Source organism: Vampirovibrionales bacterium, from assembly GCA_016712355.1.
Classification (GTDB): domain Bacteria; phylum Cyanobacteriota; class Vampirovibrionia; order Vampirovibrionales; family Vampirovibrionaceae; genus JADJRF01.
In genome coordinates, this window is sequence record JADJRF010000005.1 from 854,951 (window position 1) to 872,003 (window position 17,053).

Annotated in this window: 16 protein-coding genes; 8 read left to right on the top strand and 8 right to left on the bottom strand. The window is 60.0% G+C overall.

The window, feature by feature from the left end:
* Positions 1–13 precede the first annotated feature (13 nt).
* Genes fabF through IPK79_05320 form a run of 4 tightly spaced genes read left to right on the top strand, consistent with a single transcriptional unit; the run spans position 14 to position 3,469 of the window.
* Positions 14–1,297 (top strand): beta-ketoacyl-ACP synthase II, encoded by a 1,284-nt coding sequence (fabF, locus tag IPK79_05305; protein MBK8189850.1) that lies wholly within the window; start codon positions 14–16, stop codon positions 1,295–1,297.
* Complete coding sequence (locus IPK79_05310; protein ID MBK8189851.1) at positions 1,288–1,773, top strand: YqeG family HAD IIIA-type phosphatase; 486 nt, start codon at positions 1,288–1,290, stop codon at positions 1,771–1,773. The genes fabF and IPK79_05310 overlap by 10 nt, the downstream gene beginning before the upstream one ends.
* Positions 1,757–2,974: an anhydro-N-acetylmuramic acid kinase gene (locus IPK79_05315; GenBank protein ID MBK8189852.1), complete on the top strand. Its 1,218-nt coding sequence runs from the start codon at positions 1,757–1,759 to the stop codon at positions 2,972–2,974. The genes IPK79_05310 and IPK79_05315 overlap by 17 nt, the downstream gene beginning before the upstream one ends.
* 45 nt (positions 2,975–3,019) lie before the next feature.
* Positions 3,020–3,469, top strand: a complete 450-nt coding sequence (locus tag IPK79_05320) for a bacterioferritin (protein MBK8189853.1) — start codon at positions 3,020–3,022, stop codon at positions 3,467–3,469.
* A 34-nt stretch (positions 3,470–3,503) separates the two neighbouring features.
* On the opposite strand, the gene rimO is transcribed toward IPK79_05320, so the two are convergent.
* The gene (gene rimO, locus IPK79_05325) at positions 3,504–4,886 is read right to left on the bottom strand and encodes a 30S ribosomal protein S12 methylthiotransferase RimO (GenBank protein ID MBK8189854.1); all 1,383 of its coding nucleotides are present in this window, start codon (positions 4,884–4,886) and stop codon (positions 3,504–3,506) included.
* Between the two features lie 142 nt (positions 4,887–5,028).
* Here rimO and IPK79_05330 point away from each other — a divergent pair, with 142 nt between their 5' ends.
* Together IPK79_05330 and thrB are read left to right on the top strand one after the other, a co-directional pair.
* Positions 5,029–7,869 carry an insulinase family protein gene (locus IPK79_05330; GenBank protein ID MBK8189855.1) on the top strand — a complete coding sequence of 947 codons (2,841 nt, stop codon included), beginning with the start codon at positions 5,029–5,031 and terminating at the stop codon, positions 7,867–7,869.
* Positions 7,870–7,921: 52 nt separating this feature from the next.
* Positions 7,922–8,833: a homoserine kinase gene (gene thrB / locus IPK79_05335; protein ID MBK8189856.1), complete on the top strand. Its 912-nt coding sequence runs from the start codon at positions 7,922–7,924 to the stop codon at positions 8,831–8,833.
* A gap of 21 nt (positions 8,834–8,854) precedes the next feature.
* Here the strand turns inward: thrB and IPK79_05340 are convergent, their stop codons facing one another.
* On the bottom strand, positions 8,855–9,475 hold the full coding sequence (locus tag IPK79_05340) for a hypothetical protein (protein ID MBK8189857.1): 621 nt from the start codon (positions 9,473–9,475) through the stop codon (positions 8,855–8,857).
* 217 nt (positions 9,476–9,692) lie between these two features.
* Between IPK79_05340 and IPK79_05345 the strand changes: the two genes are divergently transcribed.
* On the top strand, positions 9,693–9,935 hold the full coding sequence (locus IPK79_05345) for a ferrous iron transport protein A (protein ID MBK8189858.1): 243 nt from the start codon (positions 9,693–9,695) through the stop codon (positions 9,933–9,935).
* 25 nt (positions 9,936–9,960) lie between these two features.
* The gene (feoB, locus tag IPK79_05350; protein ID MBK8189859.1) at positions 9,961–11,868 is read left to right on the top strand and encodes a ferrous iron transport protein B; all 1,908 of its coding nucleotides are present in this window, start codon (positions 9,961–9,963) and stop codon (positions 11,866–11,868) included.
* 600 nt (positions 11,869–12,468) lie between these two features.
* Here feoB and IPK79_05355 read toward each other — a convergent pair.
* The 6 genes from IPK79_05355 to IPK79_05380 are packed head-to-tail and all read right to left on the bottom strand — an operon-like array spanning position 12,469 to position 17,033.
* Positions 12,469–12,993, bottom strand: coding sequence for a GNAT family N-acetyltransferase (locus IPK79_05355; protein ID MBK8189860.1), 525 nt, complete (start codon positions 12,991–12,993; stop codon positions 12,469–12,471).
* Positions 12,994–13,027: 34 nt separating this feature from the next.
* Positions 13,028–13,852, bottom strand: a complete 825-nt coding sequence (locus tag IPK79_05360; protein MBK8189861.1) for a flagellar biosynthetic protein FliR — start codon at positions 13,850–13,852, stop codon at positions 13,028–13,030.
* 24 nt (positions 13,853–13,876) lie between these two features.
* Positions 13,877–14,383 (bottom strand): flagellar biosynthetic protein FliQ, encoded by a 507-nt coding sequence (locus tag IPK79_05365; GenBank protein MBK8189862.1) that lies wholly within the window; start codon positions 14,381–14,383, stop codon positions 13,877–13,879.
* Between the two features lie 27 nt (positions 14,384–14,410).
* The gene (fliP, locus tag IPK79_05370; GenBank protein MBK8189863.1) at positions 14,411–15,052 is read right to left on the bottom strand and encodes a flagellar type III secretion system pore protein FliP; all 642 of its coding nucleotides are present in this window, start codon (positions 15,050–15,052) and stop codon (positions 14,411–14,413) included.
* The gene (locus tag IPK79_05375) at positions 15,052–15,675 is read right to left on the bottom strand and encodes a hypothetical protein (protein ID MBK8189864.1); all 624 of its coding nucleotides are present in this window, start codon (positions 15,673–15,675) and stop codon (positions 15,052–15,054) included. Before IPK79_05375 ends, fliP begins: the two co-directional genes overlap by 1 nt.
* Positions 15,676–15,680: 5 nt before the next feature.
* Complete coding sequence (locus tag IPK79_05380) at positions 15,681–17,033, bottom strand: FliM/FliN family flagellar motor switch protein (protein ID MBK8189865.1); 1,353 nt, start codon at positions 17,031–17,033, stop codon at positions 15,681–15,683.
* Between the last annotated feature and the right edge of the window lie 20 nt (positions 17,034–17,053).

Genomic DNA, 17,053 nt, shown 5'->3' on the forward strand with positions numbered 1-17,053 from the left:
TCCATGGCTGCATATGGCGCCTGATACTCTGAGCAAACCCCGCGTCGTCGTGACCGGAATGGGCGCGATTACGCCCATTGGTAATTCGCTGGACGCCATCTGGTCGCGGGTGATGAGCGGCGAAAGCGGCATCGGCTATCTCTCCAGCATTCTGCCGGAAGAGATGACGTGCCGCATTGGCGGCGAAATCAAGGATTTTTGTCCAGAAGACTACATGGACAAAAAAGAAGCCCGCCGCATGGACCGCTATATGCAATTCGCCATGGCGGCGACCTCGCTGGCGTTTAAGGACGCCGATCTGCGCGTGGGCGATAATATCGTCGCCGAACGGCTGGGCGTGGTGCTGGGCAGTGGCGCGGGCGGCATGGGTACCATGGAATCGCAGCTTAAACGCGCGATTCAGCAGGGTTATCATAAAGTAAGCCCGTTTTTTGTCCCGATGATGCTGCCGGATTCTGGCGCCGGGCGCGTCTCCATCGCCTTTAAGGCCAGAGGCCCCAACAAGGCTGTGATTACGGCGTGTTCAACCGGCTCCGATTGTATCGGCGAGGCCTTGCGCGCCCTTCAGCGCGGCGAAGCCGACGTGATGATTGCCGGTGGCGCCGAAGCGCCCATTTACGCGCTGGCGGTGGCGGGTTTTGTGTCGGCGAGGGCTTTGTCCCAGCGTGAAGACGAGCCCACGCGCGCCAGTCGTCCGTTTGACAAGGATCGTGACGGCTTTGTTATTGCAGAAGGCGCGGGCGTCCTGATTCTGGAAACGCTGGAACATGCGCAAGCCCGAGGCGCGCAGATCTACGCCGAACTCTCGGGTTATGGCTGCTCATCTGACGCCAACGATATCGTGGCGCCATGCCCTGACGGCGACGGCGCGGCCCGCGCGATGATCATGGCCCTGCAGGATGCTGGCTTGACGCCGGAAGCGATTCAGTACATCAATGCGCACGGGACCAGCACGCCCTTGGGCGATGTGGCTGAAACGCTGGCGATTAAACGCGTGTTTGGCGAGTACGCCAAGGCAGGCCTGATGGTGAGTTCCACCAAGAGCCTGCACGGCCATCTGCTGGGCGGCGCAGGCGCGCTGGAGGCGATTCTGTGCATTCTGGCCATGCGCCATAATATTGCCCCGCCGACTATCAATCTCGACCACCCGGATCCGCAATGCGATCTGGACTATGTGCCGCATCAGCCGCGACCGGTGGATAATCTGCGCGCGGTGATGTCGAATTCATTCGGTTTTGGCGGGCACAACGCCTCGCTTATCTTTAGAAAAACTGACGCTGCGGGCGTATGTGGTTAATCCCCACGCTGGTCGCCGCGCGCGTCACTGATATCTCGATAGAGACGCTGCGCGCTCTGGGCGTGCGCGGTCTGATTTTTGATCTGGACAATACCCTGATGGCCCCGCGCTCCGGGCGTCTTGACGCCGATATCTCGCAATGGCTGGCGGTGTTGGCGGCAGAAGGGTTTCAACTGGCGTGCGTCAGCAACAACAAACGCGCCGCCTACTGTCAATCGGCCCAGGAAACGCTGTCCATGCCGGTATTTGGTCATGCGCGCAAACCGTTTGGAGCCAGTCTGGCGGCGGCGGTCGCGCAAATGGGCTTGTCGGCCCATGAAACGCTCGTGGTGGGCGATCGCCCGCTGACCGATATCTGGGGCGGTCGGCGCATCGGCGCTCAAACCGCTCTGGTGAAACCGCTGATGGGGCCGTTTGAGCCGCCCGCCATCCGGTTTTTGCGATGGATGGAGCGGCGGGTTGTTCGCGTTTCGTAATCCACGCGAGCCCCTGGTCGCCTTGGGCCTCATGTCGGGCACGTCCGCCGACGCCATCGACGCGTGCGCGGCGCGTTTTTGCTTAGGTCAGGACGGTCGGCTGTCATGGGAAATTCTCGCGACAGCGACGCGCCCTTTTGAAGACGACCTGCGCGCGCGTCTCCTGCGGCTGTTAGAGGATACGCCGGCCAGCGCCAGCGAATTCTGCGCCCTGAACGCCGAACTCGGCGAGGCCTTTGCGCAGGCCGCTCTGGCGGCCATGGCGGCAGGCGGGCTGCGCGCCCAAGATATAGACGTCATTGGCTCGCACGGTCAAACGCTGGCGCACATGCCGCCGGGCAGCGCCTCAGTGTCAGGGACGCTTCAACTGGCAGAACCCGCTATTATCGCGGCGCGCACCTCTATCCTGACGATTGCGGACTTTCGACAGGCGGATATGGCCGCCGGCGGTCACGGCGCGCCCCTCGTCCCGCTGGCGGATCGCTGGCTCTTCCAGCAGCCCGACAGCGGCTGCGCCATGCAGAATATCGGCGGCGTGGGCAATGTCACGCTTCTCCCGCCTAAAAATGCCGGACGCCCGATTCGCGCTTTCGATACGGGACCGGGCAATCTGCTGATTGACGCGGCGATGCGCCGCCTGTTTGACGCGTCGATGGATCGCGACGGGACGATCGCAGCCAGCGGGGCGTGTTGTCAATCGTTGTTATCAGCGCTCAATGCGCATCCAGCGGTGCGGGCGTTTTTAGACGCGGCGCCGCCCAAATCCACCGGGCGCGATTTATTCAATGAGGCGTTACTGGAATCGGCTCTGAGCGCGTGCGGTGACGCGTCGGCGGCGGATATTATCGCGACGCTCACGGCCTTTACGGCTCAGACGATTGCCGACTCTCTGGCGCGCTGGGGCGCTGATCCCGCAGAGGATATCCGCACGCTGATTATTGGGGGCGGCGGCGCGAAAAATCCGACGTTGATGCGCTTTCTGGACAGTCGCCTCCGTGCATTCGGGCGTCCCATCGCTCTTAAAACCCATGCCGATTACGGGATTCCTAACGCTTATAAAGAAGCGCTCGCCTTCGCGCTCTTGGCGTGGGCCTCGCTCTGCGGAGCGGCAGGCGCCGTGCCGTCGTGTACTGGCGCGCGCTATGGCGCCCTTCTGGGTAAATTCATGTGGGGCGGCGCGCCTGCGCGCGTGCTAGAATAGCCTGCGTCCTGTTCGCCTTGTCGTTAATTTGGGGAGATTTCTCTCATGTCCTGCCATGCGTCGTCTGATGTGTATGATTTCGATTGTGAAGCCGTTATCGCCCAGCTGAACCATATTCTGGAGAGCGAAATGGCGGGCGTGGTGCGCTATACGCATTATTCGTTCATGGTATTCGGCATGGAGCGTTTGCCGCTGCAAGTCTGGCTTCAGCAACAGGCAAGCGAATCGCTTCTGCACTCGCAGCAGGCGGGCGAACTGATTACGCATCTGGGTGGACACCCCTCGCTGAAGATTGGCACGCTGCTGGAAAGTCATAAGCACGACACGCGCAGTATTCTCGAAGAAGCGCTGGCTCATGAGTCCGAAGCCATTTACGCTTACCGCCGCCTGCTGGATCTGGTGAAAGACAAGTCGGTTTTGATCGAGGAATTCGCGCGTCAGCATATCTTTCAGGAAGAGCAGCACATTGGCGACGTGCGCAAAATGATGCGCTGAAAGTCAGACTCGCAAATTCAGATTTCAGAAGAGCTTAGGCAACCACCACGCCCTTGAGATCATACGGACCGGCGGATGTCACGCGCGCCTGAACCAGATCGCCGGGCAGCGTCTGTCCATCGGGGTCTTTAAGCAGGACGCTGTTATCCACTTCCGGCGCATCCCAGGCCGTGCGCCCGATGAGCTGGCCATACGAATTCTGCGAATCGATCAGCACCGCAAGCGTTTGGCCCACCAGCGCCTGATTATGCGCATAGGCGATGCCCTGTTGCGCGGCCATCAACGTGCGGCGGCGCGCAGCGATTTCTTTTTTGGCGACCTTACCGTCCAGATCACGGCTGTCGGCCCCCTCCACGTCAGAATATTCAAAGACGCCCAGGCGCTCAAATCGCGCGCGTTGCAACACGCCTTGCAGATGCTCGAAATGCGCCTGCGTCTCGCCGGGGAATCCGACGATGAAGGAACTGCGCAGGGCCACGCCCGGGATGCGCGCGCGGGCGCGATCCGCAAAGGCCTCTACATCGAACGACGGGCGGCGCATGCGGCGCAAAATGTCTGGATGGCTGTGCTGTAGAGGGCAATCGAGATATTTAACGACGCGATCGCACTCGGCGATGGCGGTCAGAAGATCGTCGCTGACCAGCGTAGGGTAAGCGTACATGACGCGAATCCAGTCGAGGCCGTCCACCGTGTTGAGCGCACGCAGCAAATCGGCAAGCGTCAGGCCGAATTCTTTGCCGTAACTGGTGGCGTCTTGCCCGACCAGAATAATCTCGCGCACGCCGCTTTGTGCCAGACTGCGGGCATTTTCCACCACGTTTTGCAGCGGACGGCTGCGAAACGCCCCGCGCAACGAGGGAATAATACAAAACGAGCAACGATAGTCGCAGCCTTCGGCAATTTTCACGTATGCCCACGCGCCCGAGGTGATATGACGTCGCTGATGATCTTCCTGCAGGAGATAGTCTGGATCCTGCTGAATCGCCAGCACGCGCTCGCCTTGCTGGCTTTGGCGCAGGATGCGGGCAATATCGCCGACATGATGCGTACCGACAACAGCCTGCGCCTCAGGGAAAAGCGTGAGCAGATCGCCCTGGAATTTTTGCGCCAGACAGCCGGCAATCAGCAGTTTTTTGCCTTGTTCAGCCAACTGGGCCAGCGCCTCGACCGATTCGGCCTGCGCTTTTTCGATAAAGGCGCAGGTGTTAACCAGCACTACGTCCGCCTCCGACTCGTCGGCCACAATCGTATGACCGTCCTGCGTGAGAGCGCCTAACATGGTTTCCGTGTCCACCAGATTTTTCGGACACCCCAGATGCACAAAGCCGATTTTTTGAGCTTTGACGGGCAAGGCCAGCGCATCGGCGCCCTCAGGGGCGATGGGGGAGGGGACGGGCGTAAGAGAAGATGTCGTCATCAGAACAAAACGTCTCAGATTGATCGCGGTTGCGCGCAGAAGGGAGCCATTCAACAAAACCCGCGCGCGCGGCGTTTGTGATCGTGGCGGACATCATACTATAATGCGGGCGCGTCACAGACGATGAGAGGAGATTGCGCGCGTGAGAGGACAAGCCATCGGGCGTTGCGTCGGGGCGCTCTATCTCGCCCTGTCATTAGGGGGAATGACCCTCAACGGGCTGGCGTGCGCCGCCGCGCCAGAAGGCGCTTCTGCGAAAAACCTTGGCGTCCCCGCGCCAGCGTCTGCAGCGACTGCCGACCACGGTATTCACACGTTTCAGCTACCTTCGGGGCAAACGCTGTACGTAAAAGAGAGCCGCGACTTGCCCGTGGTGACGATCGACACCTGGGTCAAAACCGGCTCAGTGAATGAAACCGACGCCACCAACGGCGTGTCTCATTTTCTGGAGCATCTGATTTTTAAAGGCGCCGACGCCATGAGCGCCGCCGATATCAATCAGCGTATCGAGGCTTATGGCGGTCGCTTCAACGCCGCCACCAGCGATGACTTTACGCATTACTACATCAGCGCCCCCTCGCGCTTTCTGGAGCCGTTGCTCGCCATTCATGCGGCGATGCTGCAACGCGCCTCCATCCCGCCGCAGGAACTTGACCGCGAGCGCAAGGTGGTTCAGGAAGAAATCAACATGGACGACGACAAGCCGCAGCGTCGGCTGATGATGACCCTCTCGCGCCTGATGTTCGCCGGTCATGGGTACGCTTATGACACGCTGGGCACGCGCGAAGGCATCGGGTCGGTTCCACGCGCGCGAATCCTCAACTATTACCATTACTGGTACCGTCCGCAACACATGAATACCGTGATTGTGGGCGACGTCTCGCCACAACGCGCCGCCGCGCTGGTCCAGAAATATTTTCCCGCCAACGGCTTCAAGGGGGCCTCCGTCTCTGCGGCTCCTGCTACCGTTGCAAGCGATCCGAACGCCTATAGCGCCCCCCCTGTGGGAAAACCGGCCGGACCGCAGGACATTCAGACCCGGGTTCTGGCGGACCCGAATATATCGCAGGCCTATGCCACGCTGGCGTTTTTGGGACCCGATGTTGAAAACCGCCAGGCAAGCTGCGCACTCGATGTCGCAATGATGGCGCTGGCCTCCGGGCGCAGTTCGCGCCTGTATAAAGAGTTGAAAGAGCGGCAAAATCTCGTCAACAGCATTGAAGGCGGCAACTGGACCATGCGTTACGCTGGTCTGCTCTATGTCGCCGCTGAAACGGCCCCGGAAAAGCTGGCCCAGTCGCAGGCCGAAATCGTCCGCATGGTCCAGGAATTGCGCGCAAACGGCATTACCAACGAAGAGCTGGAAAAAGCGAAAATCCAGACGCTGAAAGACTTCGCCTTTCTGAATGAATCCACCGACGGGGTAGCCAACACGATTGGCTATAACGTCACCATTGGCTCACTGAGCGACTATACCGATTATGTTCAGCGAATTCAGGCCGTGACGCGAGAAGAGGCGCAAGCCGCGCTCGCACAATACCTCGACTTTAACCGTGCGGTGTGGGTGGCGGCGATCCCCAAAGACGCTGCCAGTCTCGGCGCCCCCCCGGCAGAAGAAGCGCGGATGAAAGCGCTGCTTGCCAACGCCGCCCTTGCCATCTCACAACCTGCCTCCAAATCGGCTGCTGCGTCGGCGTCCGCGTCTACGGCCACTGGTGCGATGAGCATCCTGCGCGAAAAGTTGCCGAATGGCCTGACGCTGATCCTCAAAAACAAGCCGGACGCCGATACGGTCGCCGTTAAGGTAATGATGCGCGGCGGACGCGCGGCGGAACGCATTCCCGGCGTGGCGCAACTCACCGCACAACTGTTGCAGAAAGGCACCAGCGCCCGTCAGGCCGAAGCCTTGAACCGCGAACTCGAATCGCGCGGCATGTCTCTCAGCGCTTCGGCGGCGGAAGATTATCTCGACGTGACGGGAACCGCCGTGGCGGGGGATTTGGGCGAACTGTTGCTGATTCTGCAGGACGTTCTTACCCATCCGGCCTTCCGCGCAGATGATTTCGCAAAAGAGCGCGACGCGCTGGCCCAATCGCTGAAGGCCAGCCGCGACGAGCCCGCCTCGCTGGCGCTGGAAAATCTCGGCCAATCGCTCTATCCCCGTCATCCCTATGGGAATCTGGGGCGACGGGTGGAGACGCGTCTGAATGAGATTCAGCCAGAAGACATCCGCCGCTTTTATGAGGCGCTTGCGCAACCGGACAATCTGGTAGTGACGGTCGTCGGCCGCGCCGATCCCGATGCGATTCGCGCGTGGCTGCTGGCGGCTTTTGGCGCCAAATCGTCTGCCGCTGCGACCCCCTTACCGCTGGCGCCGCCGGTTGAAACGCTGTCCGCCAATAAAACCATCCAGGACGCCAAACCCCGGCAATCCGCCGCCTGGATAGCCCAAGGCTGGCTCGCTCCCGCGATCAGCTCGCCGGATTACGCCCCGGTGAAGGCGCTGAATGCCTTGCTTGGCATGGGCATGAGTTCGCGCCTTTTCCATGAATTGCGCGAAAAACAGGGGCTGGCCTACGTGGTGTCGAGCTATTATCCCAGCTTGCGCGACCAAAGCCGTCTGGCGCTGTATATCGGCGCGGATCCCAAAAATCGCGCGCGCGCGCTAGCGGGCTTCCAGCGCGAAGTTCAGCGCCTGCAAAGCGCTCCGCCAGACGCCCGCGAGTTGCAACAAGCCAAAGACAAGCTGATGGGCGCTTTCCTGCTCGATCATGAAAGCAACGCCCGTCAGGCCTATTACTTGGGCTTGTTTGAACTGCTGGGCGTCGGCTACCAGTTTGATCAGCGTTATGGTCAGCTGATCCAGCGCGTCACGCCCGCAGATATCCAGCGCGTGGCGCGGAGCCTCTTCTCAAAGCCAATGGTCCTGTCGATCGTCGAACCTGCCGCCGGGCCCGCGCCTGCTGCGCCTAAAAACGATTAGCGCCAAGGCTCAAGCCGCTTCCAGCCCTTCTTTTCAGGAGCCCGTTCGTTCCGTGACGCTTCGTTTTCGCGCCCCAGCCACCAGCGCCAATCTGGGCCCCGGCTTTGATAGCTTTGGCCTGGCCTTGACCCTGTATAATCATTTCGCCTTCACGCTGGCCGAACGGGACGCGGTCGTCGTCAGTGACGCGTCCACCGTCAACACCAAGGGTTTAAGTGTCGCGCCGCAAGACAATCTGGCGTTTCAGGCGCTGGATCGACTTTATGCGGAGTGGGGGCGCTCACGTCCGCCCGTAACACTGGAAATTACCGCTCACATCCCACTGGCGCGCGGTTTGGGAAGCAGTTCGACGGCGATTGTGGCGGCGCTGGCGGCAGGACTCGAACTCAGCGGCGAATCCGCGTCGCGCTGCGACTTGCTGCGTCTGGCCAGCGAACTGGAAGGGCATCCTGATAACGTGGCCCCGGCGCTGTTAGGCGGCGTGACCCTGTGCGATGGCTCTGCCGGGCGGATGCGTTGCTATTCGCTGCCGTGGCCGGACGAGTGGGGTTTGATGGCCATTGCGCCCTCCGATCGTCTGTTGACCGAGGACGGCCGCCAAGCGCTGCCTGAAAGCTATTCGCGCGAAGATGCGGTCTTTAATCTGCGCAAATCCAGCGTGTTCGTTTACAGTCTGATGCGCGCCGACCCGGAGGCCTTCGCCGATAGTTTGTCAGACCGTCTGCATCAGCCGTATCGAGGGCCCTTGATTCGCGATTTTGAACCCGTCCGCGCGCTGGCCCGGCAAGCGGGCGCCTTTGGGGTGGTGATCAGCGGATCGGGCTCGTCGTTGCTCGCGTTCTATCCCAAAAACGCCGAATCTGCGCTGACAGCGGCATTACAGGCGTACCAGCGCGACCGTGGCGAAAATCTGCGTATTTTACCGTTGGGCCTGGACACCGAAGGCGTTCAACGCGAAATTTAAACTCTGAAGTCTACGTCGACCTCAGGACGACGCGAGCGCATCTTCAGGGACGGGGCCTGCGCCGTCATCGCCAATGAGATCCATTTCTACCCGCGCGCGAATGGCGGCTTTGGGGATCTGGATGTCGCCACAACCCTGATTTTCAGCCAGCATCACATGCGGCGTGACCTGAACGACGCTGTCGTCTTCGTAGGTGATAAAGCCGCAGGAGACCGTCACCAGCAACTCAGGCTTGGCCGCCAGCGAACGCCAGTGACCGACGACGCTCGGGGCGCTGGTCCAGGTGACGCACTCGAGAGGGTATTTAATGGGTTGGGTCATGGCAAGGGCCTTTTCTTTCATCAGACGAGACGATCGCGCCTGGTGCGCGAGCGCCGCAAGTTGACGCTGCTGGGTCGCCAGTTGGGTTTGCAGGGCGAACAGGGCATTCTTTCGCTCGCGATCGGTACTTTCTCGCTGAAGCAACATTGCCTTCAGCTCCTGCTTCTGGCGTTGCAGCAAGTCGACCGTTTCGCGCAGGGTGCGACGTTCTTCTTCCATCTCACGCCATTGCGCGGCGCTTTCGGCGGCGGGGGGCGCAGAAGGCGCATTTTCAGGCGGCTTGGGTTCGAACTCGCCCGCCGAGGTCTCAAATAGACTCATCACGCGCGTCCATCTCTCCGTGTCATACGATTCAGGGTGAACGACGTTATACCATCAATCGCTAAGACATGGGTAGTAGTTTTGGCTGCGCGCGCGACGCTTCTTTACGCAGCGCGTAAAATTTACGCAGAAAAAGCCGTGAACTTGATTTTAGTCATTGAAGCGCATCGCTTTTTTGATAATAATTCTCAAGTAAGCCCCTGAAGCAGGAACCGCCATGCCGATTTCCCTGGAACAGGCGCGCGTCGGCGCCGATTTTGACATCGCGACGATTGAGGATCCCACTATTGCGCTCATGGCGCTTCGTCTGGGGATTCAGGCCGGTCAGCGCGTGACGCTTTCTTCGCGCCTGCCGGGCGGACCCTCTGTTCTGCGCCGTGGCGGGCAAGAAATCGCGCTGGGTCGCGACATCTGCAAAGGGATTCAGGTCAGCGATCCGTGCCCGGCCTTGGCCGTATGATCGCGTTTCGCGTGACAGGGATCCTATGAACGCAGCGGATGCCTTAACGAGCGCCTCTGCTCGCGAGGCCTTGACGGGCCTTCATCTGACGGCATCTACCGATCCGCCCGCCCTTGACGCCGCCGCTACCGACAGCGCTGTACCTCTAGAAGGCCTCAAAACCGTAGTTTTAGCGGGCAATCCCAATGTGGGCAAGTCCGTTTTCTTTAACGCCTTTACCGGGCAGTACGTCAACGTCTCTAATTTCCCCGGTACGACAGTTGATATTCCCCATGGCCGTGCGCATCTGGCGGGCGAAGACGTCGCCTTGCAAGATACGCCGGGCGTGTACGGTCTGTCGGGTTTCAGCGAAGAGGAGACCGTCGCCGAACAGGCGATTCTGGCGGCGGATGCGGTCATTAACGTCGTCAGCGCGTTGAATCTTGAGCGCGATTTGTTTCTGACCCAGCAACTCATTGATTACGGCAAGCCGCTTCTGGTTGCGCTGAATCAGATGGATGAAGCCGCCCAGCGCGGCATGCGCATTGATGTTGGCGCGCTGTCGCGCCTGCTCGGCGTGCCGGTGATCCCGTGCGTGGCAATTCAGGGAGAAGGCGTCGATAGCGTCGCTGCCCGTCTAGGTGAGGCCCGCCTCGGCGCCGTAACGCCCGATGCGCCTGCGTCATCGCAGATTGCCGAACTGGAGGCCAATCCGGCGCAGCGACTGCACCTGTATGGGCTGCGACGGCAATACGTCAATGCCATTGTTTCGCGCGTTCTAAGCCTGGATCCGGGACTGGAAACCACTCGCGCGCAACGCGCCTCACGTCGTTTGGGCGATTGGCTGATGCGCCCGCTGCCGGGAGCGCTGTCGCTGGCGATCGCCTTGCTGGCTCTGTATCAAGTTGTCGGCGTCTGGGTCGCGGGCGATTTAGTCGGCTTGACCGAAGGCACGCTGATGCTGGGAGTCGTCAGCCCGTTGATTCAACAAGCGGTTGGCTCGCTGTTTGCGCCGTCGAGCTGGCCCTATGAGTTGCTGGCGGGAGAATTCGGCGTTCTGACAATGAGTCTGCAATACATCGTGGGCGTGTTGTTCCCGCTGGTGCTGGCGTTCTACGTGTATATTTCGCTGCTGGAAGATTGCGGCTATCTGCCGCGCATCGCCGTGCTGTCAGACAGCATGCTCAGTCGTCTGGGGCTCAACGGCCGCGCGGTGATTCCGATGATTCTGGGCTTTGGCTGCGTGACGATGGCCACAGTCTCCACGCGCGCGCTGACGTCTCAGCGTGAACGGACGATTGCCTCTACGCTGCTGGCCATTACGGTACCGTGCTCGGCTCAACTCGCGGTCATTATGACGCTGATGGCCATGGCAGGCGGCCTGAAGGGCTGGTTAATCTATCTGGCGACGCTGTTTTTCATTTTCACCCTGCTGGGAACCATTCTCAATCGCCTGCTGCCGGGGCGATCCTCGGCGCTGATGCTGGACTTGCCGCCCATGCGATTGCCCTCTGTCCAAAACGTCGCGCGAAAAACATGGACGCGTACCAAGGCCTTCATGCTGGAAGCCGCGCCTTTATTTGTCCTGGGTTCGGCGGTGGTGGCTATATTACAAACCTCGGGCGCGCTGGCCTGGATTCAGCAATGGCTTGCCCCGCTCACGGTGCAAGCCTTACGCCTACCGCCGGAAACGGCCCGCGTGTTCGTCATGGGTCTGGTGCGGCGAGATTTCGGCGCCGCCGGGCTATTGACGCTGGCGGATCACATGAGCGCCGCTCAGATTTTGACCGCCCTGATCGTCATTACGCTTTTTGTGCCCTGCATCGCCTCTGCCGCGATTTTCTGGAAAGAGCGCGGCATACGCGAAGCGGCCATGATCCTGGGTGGATCATGGCTGCTTGCATTTGGGGCAGGAACCATACTCAGTCGCCTGTTAGCGTTCGCGCCCCTCTAAAACGGGGCGCGTCAGCGTGCGCGTGCGGGATTTCCAGAGGAGGAGGAGAGGAGGTATCAAAGCGAGCGTGTGAAAAATTTTCTAAAAAAGCCTATGTCCCGCCCTGTTGCGGCATTTTATCCGGGAGGTTTTCTGTGTGCGTCCTTGTGATTGCATAAACGCGATTGCATTCTGCTTTGTGTCAGTCTGGCGACAGATTTAAGGGTATCTTCAGATTTTATTCGTCGATTCCAGGTTGCGTCTGCCGATGGGCGTCAAGACGATGAGGCCCTATAAAAGCGCCGTCCGACAGGGAGATGCGGGACGGCGGTAAATTGCAGTTGAGAGGGGCTTGGTAAGACTTCTAAACGCGCTCGCGCGCCGAATAACGCTTCTCCAAAGTTCTCTTTCCGAAAGATAACATTCCGAGGGGGAGCAAGACTCGAAAACGAACGACCTTAGGGGCCAAGTACGGGACCTCGCCAGCACGAATTGCGATGGCTCGTCGGCGCAGAGGGCTGGGGGCTGAGCGCCGATAGAAATCCTATCGTTCGCAAATTCAAAAACTTGATGAGGATTCCCAAAGATCGTTACAAAAGGCTTATGTTCCGTCACCTGTTTTTAGGAGGATCGTCCGTGACAGTTGATGGAGTCGGCTGTTTCGAGACCCTTCACAAAATGGTAACCGCGAATCGCAAAGCCTTCTCGATGGTAAAAGCGATGGGAATCGATGTTCTCCACATACGTGTCGAGCGTCGCCACGCGCGCCCCATGCGTGCGCGCCTCCTCAAGACAGGCGGCCAGAAGCCGCTTCCCAATACCGGCGCTTCTGGCGTTACGGTCAACGACAAGGGTATCAATATCGGCCTGTAGCCCGCACCAGACGCGCGTAAACAACCACAGCCCGGCAACCCCCAGGCATCGCCCCTGTGAAGACAGACAGGCGAACTGGCGATACCCGCGCTTGAGCGCTTCTGCGAGTCTTTGCTGATAGGTTTCGAGCGACATGTCTGGATACATCTGGCAGACGACCTCCCAGCCCTGCGCCATTTCTTCGGGCGTTGTCCACGTGACAATCGTCTCGCCGATTGCGTGGGGCGAGGGCGCGCCTGCAAGGCAGAACGGCGGCAGGTTTTCAGCAGTCATGACCGGATGATAGCCCAAGCGGTAGCATCTGACATTAGAAAAACGAGGCGTACTCCATCAGGAAGTTCATCATCGCCTGCATAAACAACGGCAGCGTGGCCAGAAACACGGCGACCCCGATACAGGGCTTGAGCGCAAAACTCAGTTGAAATACCGGAATCTGCTGGGCGGTGCGGTTAACGATCCCCAAAATGACGTCAATGGCCAGCGTCACCACCAGAATCGGCGCAGCCAGAATCGTGCCGATGTGCAGCACGTTGCCCGACACCGTGACCAGATATTCCAGATTAATCCGCCCGACAATATCTGGATTCATGGCCAGCAACGGAAAAACGTCAAACGAGCGCTTCAGCGCCAGAATCAACCAGTAGGCCCCGCCGATATACAGAAAGCCCAACGTCGCCAGAAAGCCGAACAGCCGCTCCAGTAGCATCACTTGCGCGCGACTGGACGGATCAAAAATCATGGCCGACGACAGGCCTATCTGGTTGTTCATTAAGCTGCCAGCCGCATAGACGGCGCGTAAAATCATATCGGCAATGAAGCCCAGTAAAGCGCCGACGGTGGCGTTGACGGCCAGCAACAACACAAATGGCCCCATGTTGCCCTTTTGCGCCCATTGCATCGGCGAATGCGCCGTATCAATCGGGATAATCCAGAGCAGCATACAGGTCAACATCACGCCGAACGAGAGCTTGACGTTAAAGGGGATATCGCGCCGGTTGAAGACGGGGGCCATCACGAGAAAGGCCAGCACCCGGGCAAAGACGAGCAGGCCATGATCGAGCGAAGCGCCATGCTGGGCCAGCAGGCGGGTCATGCCTTGCATCATCAGGTCAAAACTGGCGGCGACAGCCATCCGGGCGATTCCCTCTTGCGCGTCTTAACGTGGCGGGCCTTGAGCCTGGCGAAGCGTCATCTGCTCGCTGACGCTGAGCTTGGGTTGCGGCTTGACGCCTGTTTGAACGGCGCCGCCAGAAGCCTGTTTTTCGCCATCGGCGGCAGGCGATTTCATTAAGGCGTCGATTTTGGGCTGAGGCTCTCCACGCAACTGCCGCTGATAGAAGGCTTCGATGCGCTGTCGACGAGGATCGCGCGGTTTGGGGGGCATGAGCATCCGTTCGGCGTGGGGAATTTCTTCAAAGGCCAGCGTGGCGGACTCGCGCACGTAATTGGTTAACAGCGTCATCATCAGCCCACCGCCAAAAATAACCAGCAGAAAAACCAGCAAAATCTTGGGCGCCGCTGAAATCGTCTGCTCCTGCACCTGCGTGACCGCTTGCAGGATGCCGACAATCAGACCGATGCCTGCGGCCAGCAGCACCGCTGGCAGCGATAGCAGCAGGATGAGATACATCCCCTTGCCCAGGTGCTCCATCATCAGTTCCATGGCGGTGAGACGCCTCTCGCGTTGCGGTTAATTAAAGCTTTTCACCAGCCCGTTAATCACCAGGCTCCAGCCGTCCACGGCGACAAATACCAGAATTTTAAACGGCAGCGAAATAATCGTCGGCGATAGCATAAACATCCCCAAGGCAAGCAGAATATTGGCCACGACCAAATCCAGCACAATAAAGGGGATAAAGATAATAAAGCCGATCTCAAACGAGGTGCGCAGCTCGCTAATCATGAAAGCGGGCGCGACTTCCCAGATGGTAAGTTCCTTGGGCGATTCCGGCATTTTATTGCGCGTCATCTGCAGAAAAAACGCGATGTCGTCCTGGCGCGTCTGGCGCATCATGAATTCTTTCAGGGGCTCGGACCCGTCGACGAGCAGGGTGACCATATTGGCGCCCTTTTTCATATCGGGCGAAATTTTTTCATACATCTCGCCAAAGACTGGCGCCATCGTGTAGCACGTCAACACCAGCGCGATGCCCACCAGCACCATCGACGGCGGCACCTGCTGGGTGCCCAGCGCCGTTTTGAGAATCGACAGCACGATGATGTAACGTAAAAAGCTGGTCATACTCACGATGACAAAAGGCAGCAGGCTGAGCGCCGCCATCAGCACGATCAGCTGAAGGGCCGGATCCAGCGTTTGCAGGAAAGCGGGCATTAAGGCGTCTCCTGTTGTCGGGAGGCGGCTGACGGCGGATTCGCGGGGCGTCCAGCGCGTAGACGCTGACACAGGCGCAGCGCCATGCCCGTAAGGGACGCATCAGCGGCAACAGTAACAACCTGCTCAGGCGTTTCAATCTTCTTAGCGATCTGAGCTGTTTCGCCTGTCTGCGGCGCCGGCTCCAGCGGCGACAGCAGCGTCACGCCCAGCTCGCTGCACGCCAGCAGAAAACGCTCGCGACCCACGCGCGCCACATACGCGGTTCGTCCGGCTTCCAGCATTAGAGCGGATTCCAGAACCAGCGGCGCCGTTGCGCCGTCCCCCTGCATGGCGGTCGCCGCATTGACCTCAATGGACGAGGGCATACGGGTTTTTGGAAATTTCATCCAGGTTCGCCAGCCGCCGCCGCCGGGTAACGGCGAGGCGGGTCCGCGCGCATGGGAAAAATGCGACGACGTCCGCGCGTTTAACGCCTGCAACCACCGCGGATGTCGGCGCAACCAACTGGCCGCCGCCAGAATCAGCACGATGAGTACGCCTGTATACAAGGCCACAGCGCCCATATAGCGCCAGAATAATCCGGCGGTCTGGGCGGGGTCCGCAAATACTGAGGCGACCATCAGGCTTAGGCGTCCTCCTCGTCAAAGTCATCGTCGTCGGCAAGCCAACTATCGTCCTCCGATTCTACCCAATTGTCGAAGGCGTCGCTATCGCCCGTTTCGGCAACAGGCGGAGCAGGAGGTTCCGTTTCTCGGGCGACGGGCTTCTGCGCGGGAGAGACGGCAGACGGCGCCGCCGGTAAATGAAGCGTCGTTTCTTCCGCAGGGGCTTCCAGCGTCTCTTCTCCGACGCGGCTGATGCGCACGCCAAAGCGATCGCCGACGATGACCAGCTCGCCGACGGCAACCGTCTTGCCTTCCACATGCAGGCGGATGCGATTGGCGGTCAGGTCTCCGACCTCGACAATCAGACCTTCGGTCATTTGCTTGACCTGGCGAAGGGGCAGGCGTACCGGCGCGAATTCCGCGTGAACCTCAATGGGCAGATTGCTCCAGAGTTGTTCGCGCGCCTTGGACGCGCGGCCAATCTGAGACGGATGGGGAAGGGGGGGCGAAGACTCCATTACTCTCGATTCCTGTGCGTTATGAAGGGCGAGTCCGGCGAGGCGAGTGAGTCGCGCGCCAAAAGGAAAACGTCTGTCGCTGCCGGGCTCTTGATAGGCCAGGCGATCGGCGCGGCTATCGCTGAGAACAACGAGATCGCCGGCTTCGAGCTGTTCGAGATCCTGTAACGATAAGCGCGTGCGTCCCACCCAGAGGCGAACGGTTTGGCGCACGTGTAAAAAAAAAGAATCTTCCAGCGGCGCGCGCGTGGGCGGGGGGGCGCTGGCCGCGACATCGTCTTTGGCCAATAAGAACGCCTGTCGCGGAATGGTGAGAATGAGCTTGCCAAGCGTCTCGTCGCCTGCGCGCGCGCCGACAGGCCGCGCTAGCCGAAAAGCCCAGCACACGTGCAGCCACCCGGGCTGAAGACGCCGCGATCGCTTACGCCGAATAAGCGCAGGGCTGAGCGCGTCAAAGGCTTCCTTGCAAAACCCGGTCAGAATCTGGCTTTCCAACGCGCTGACGCGATTCAGCGAGAACGATCCCGCGTCGCCAGGGGCGTCGCGCAGCCCCAAGGTCGTGTCGAGCAGACCCTGACAACCGGTTTCACAAAGCCGCAACTGCGTGACGTCTTCCGGCGCCTCTCCCAAAGAAAGCTGGGTGACGAAAAAATCATCGGCGCGCCAAAAATATAAATTGTGCTGGCTAACCGCTACCAGCCGAACCGTCGTTCCCACGCCCCAGAACGTTTGCAAGGCCTGACGCAGCGCGCCGGTGGTCGCATGGCAGCGATCCACGACCTGCGCCAGCGGCAGATCGCGGGGCATGCAATGCGAGGGCGTCACAGCGACGGCGGCCATGGGGGTTAATTCCACCTCGTTCTCTCTCCTGCCCC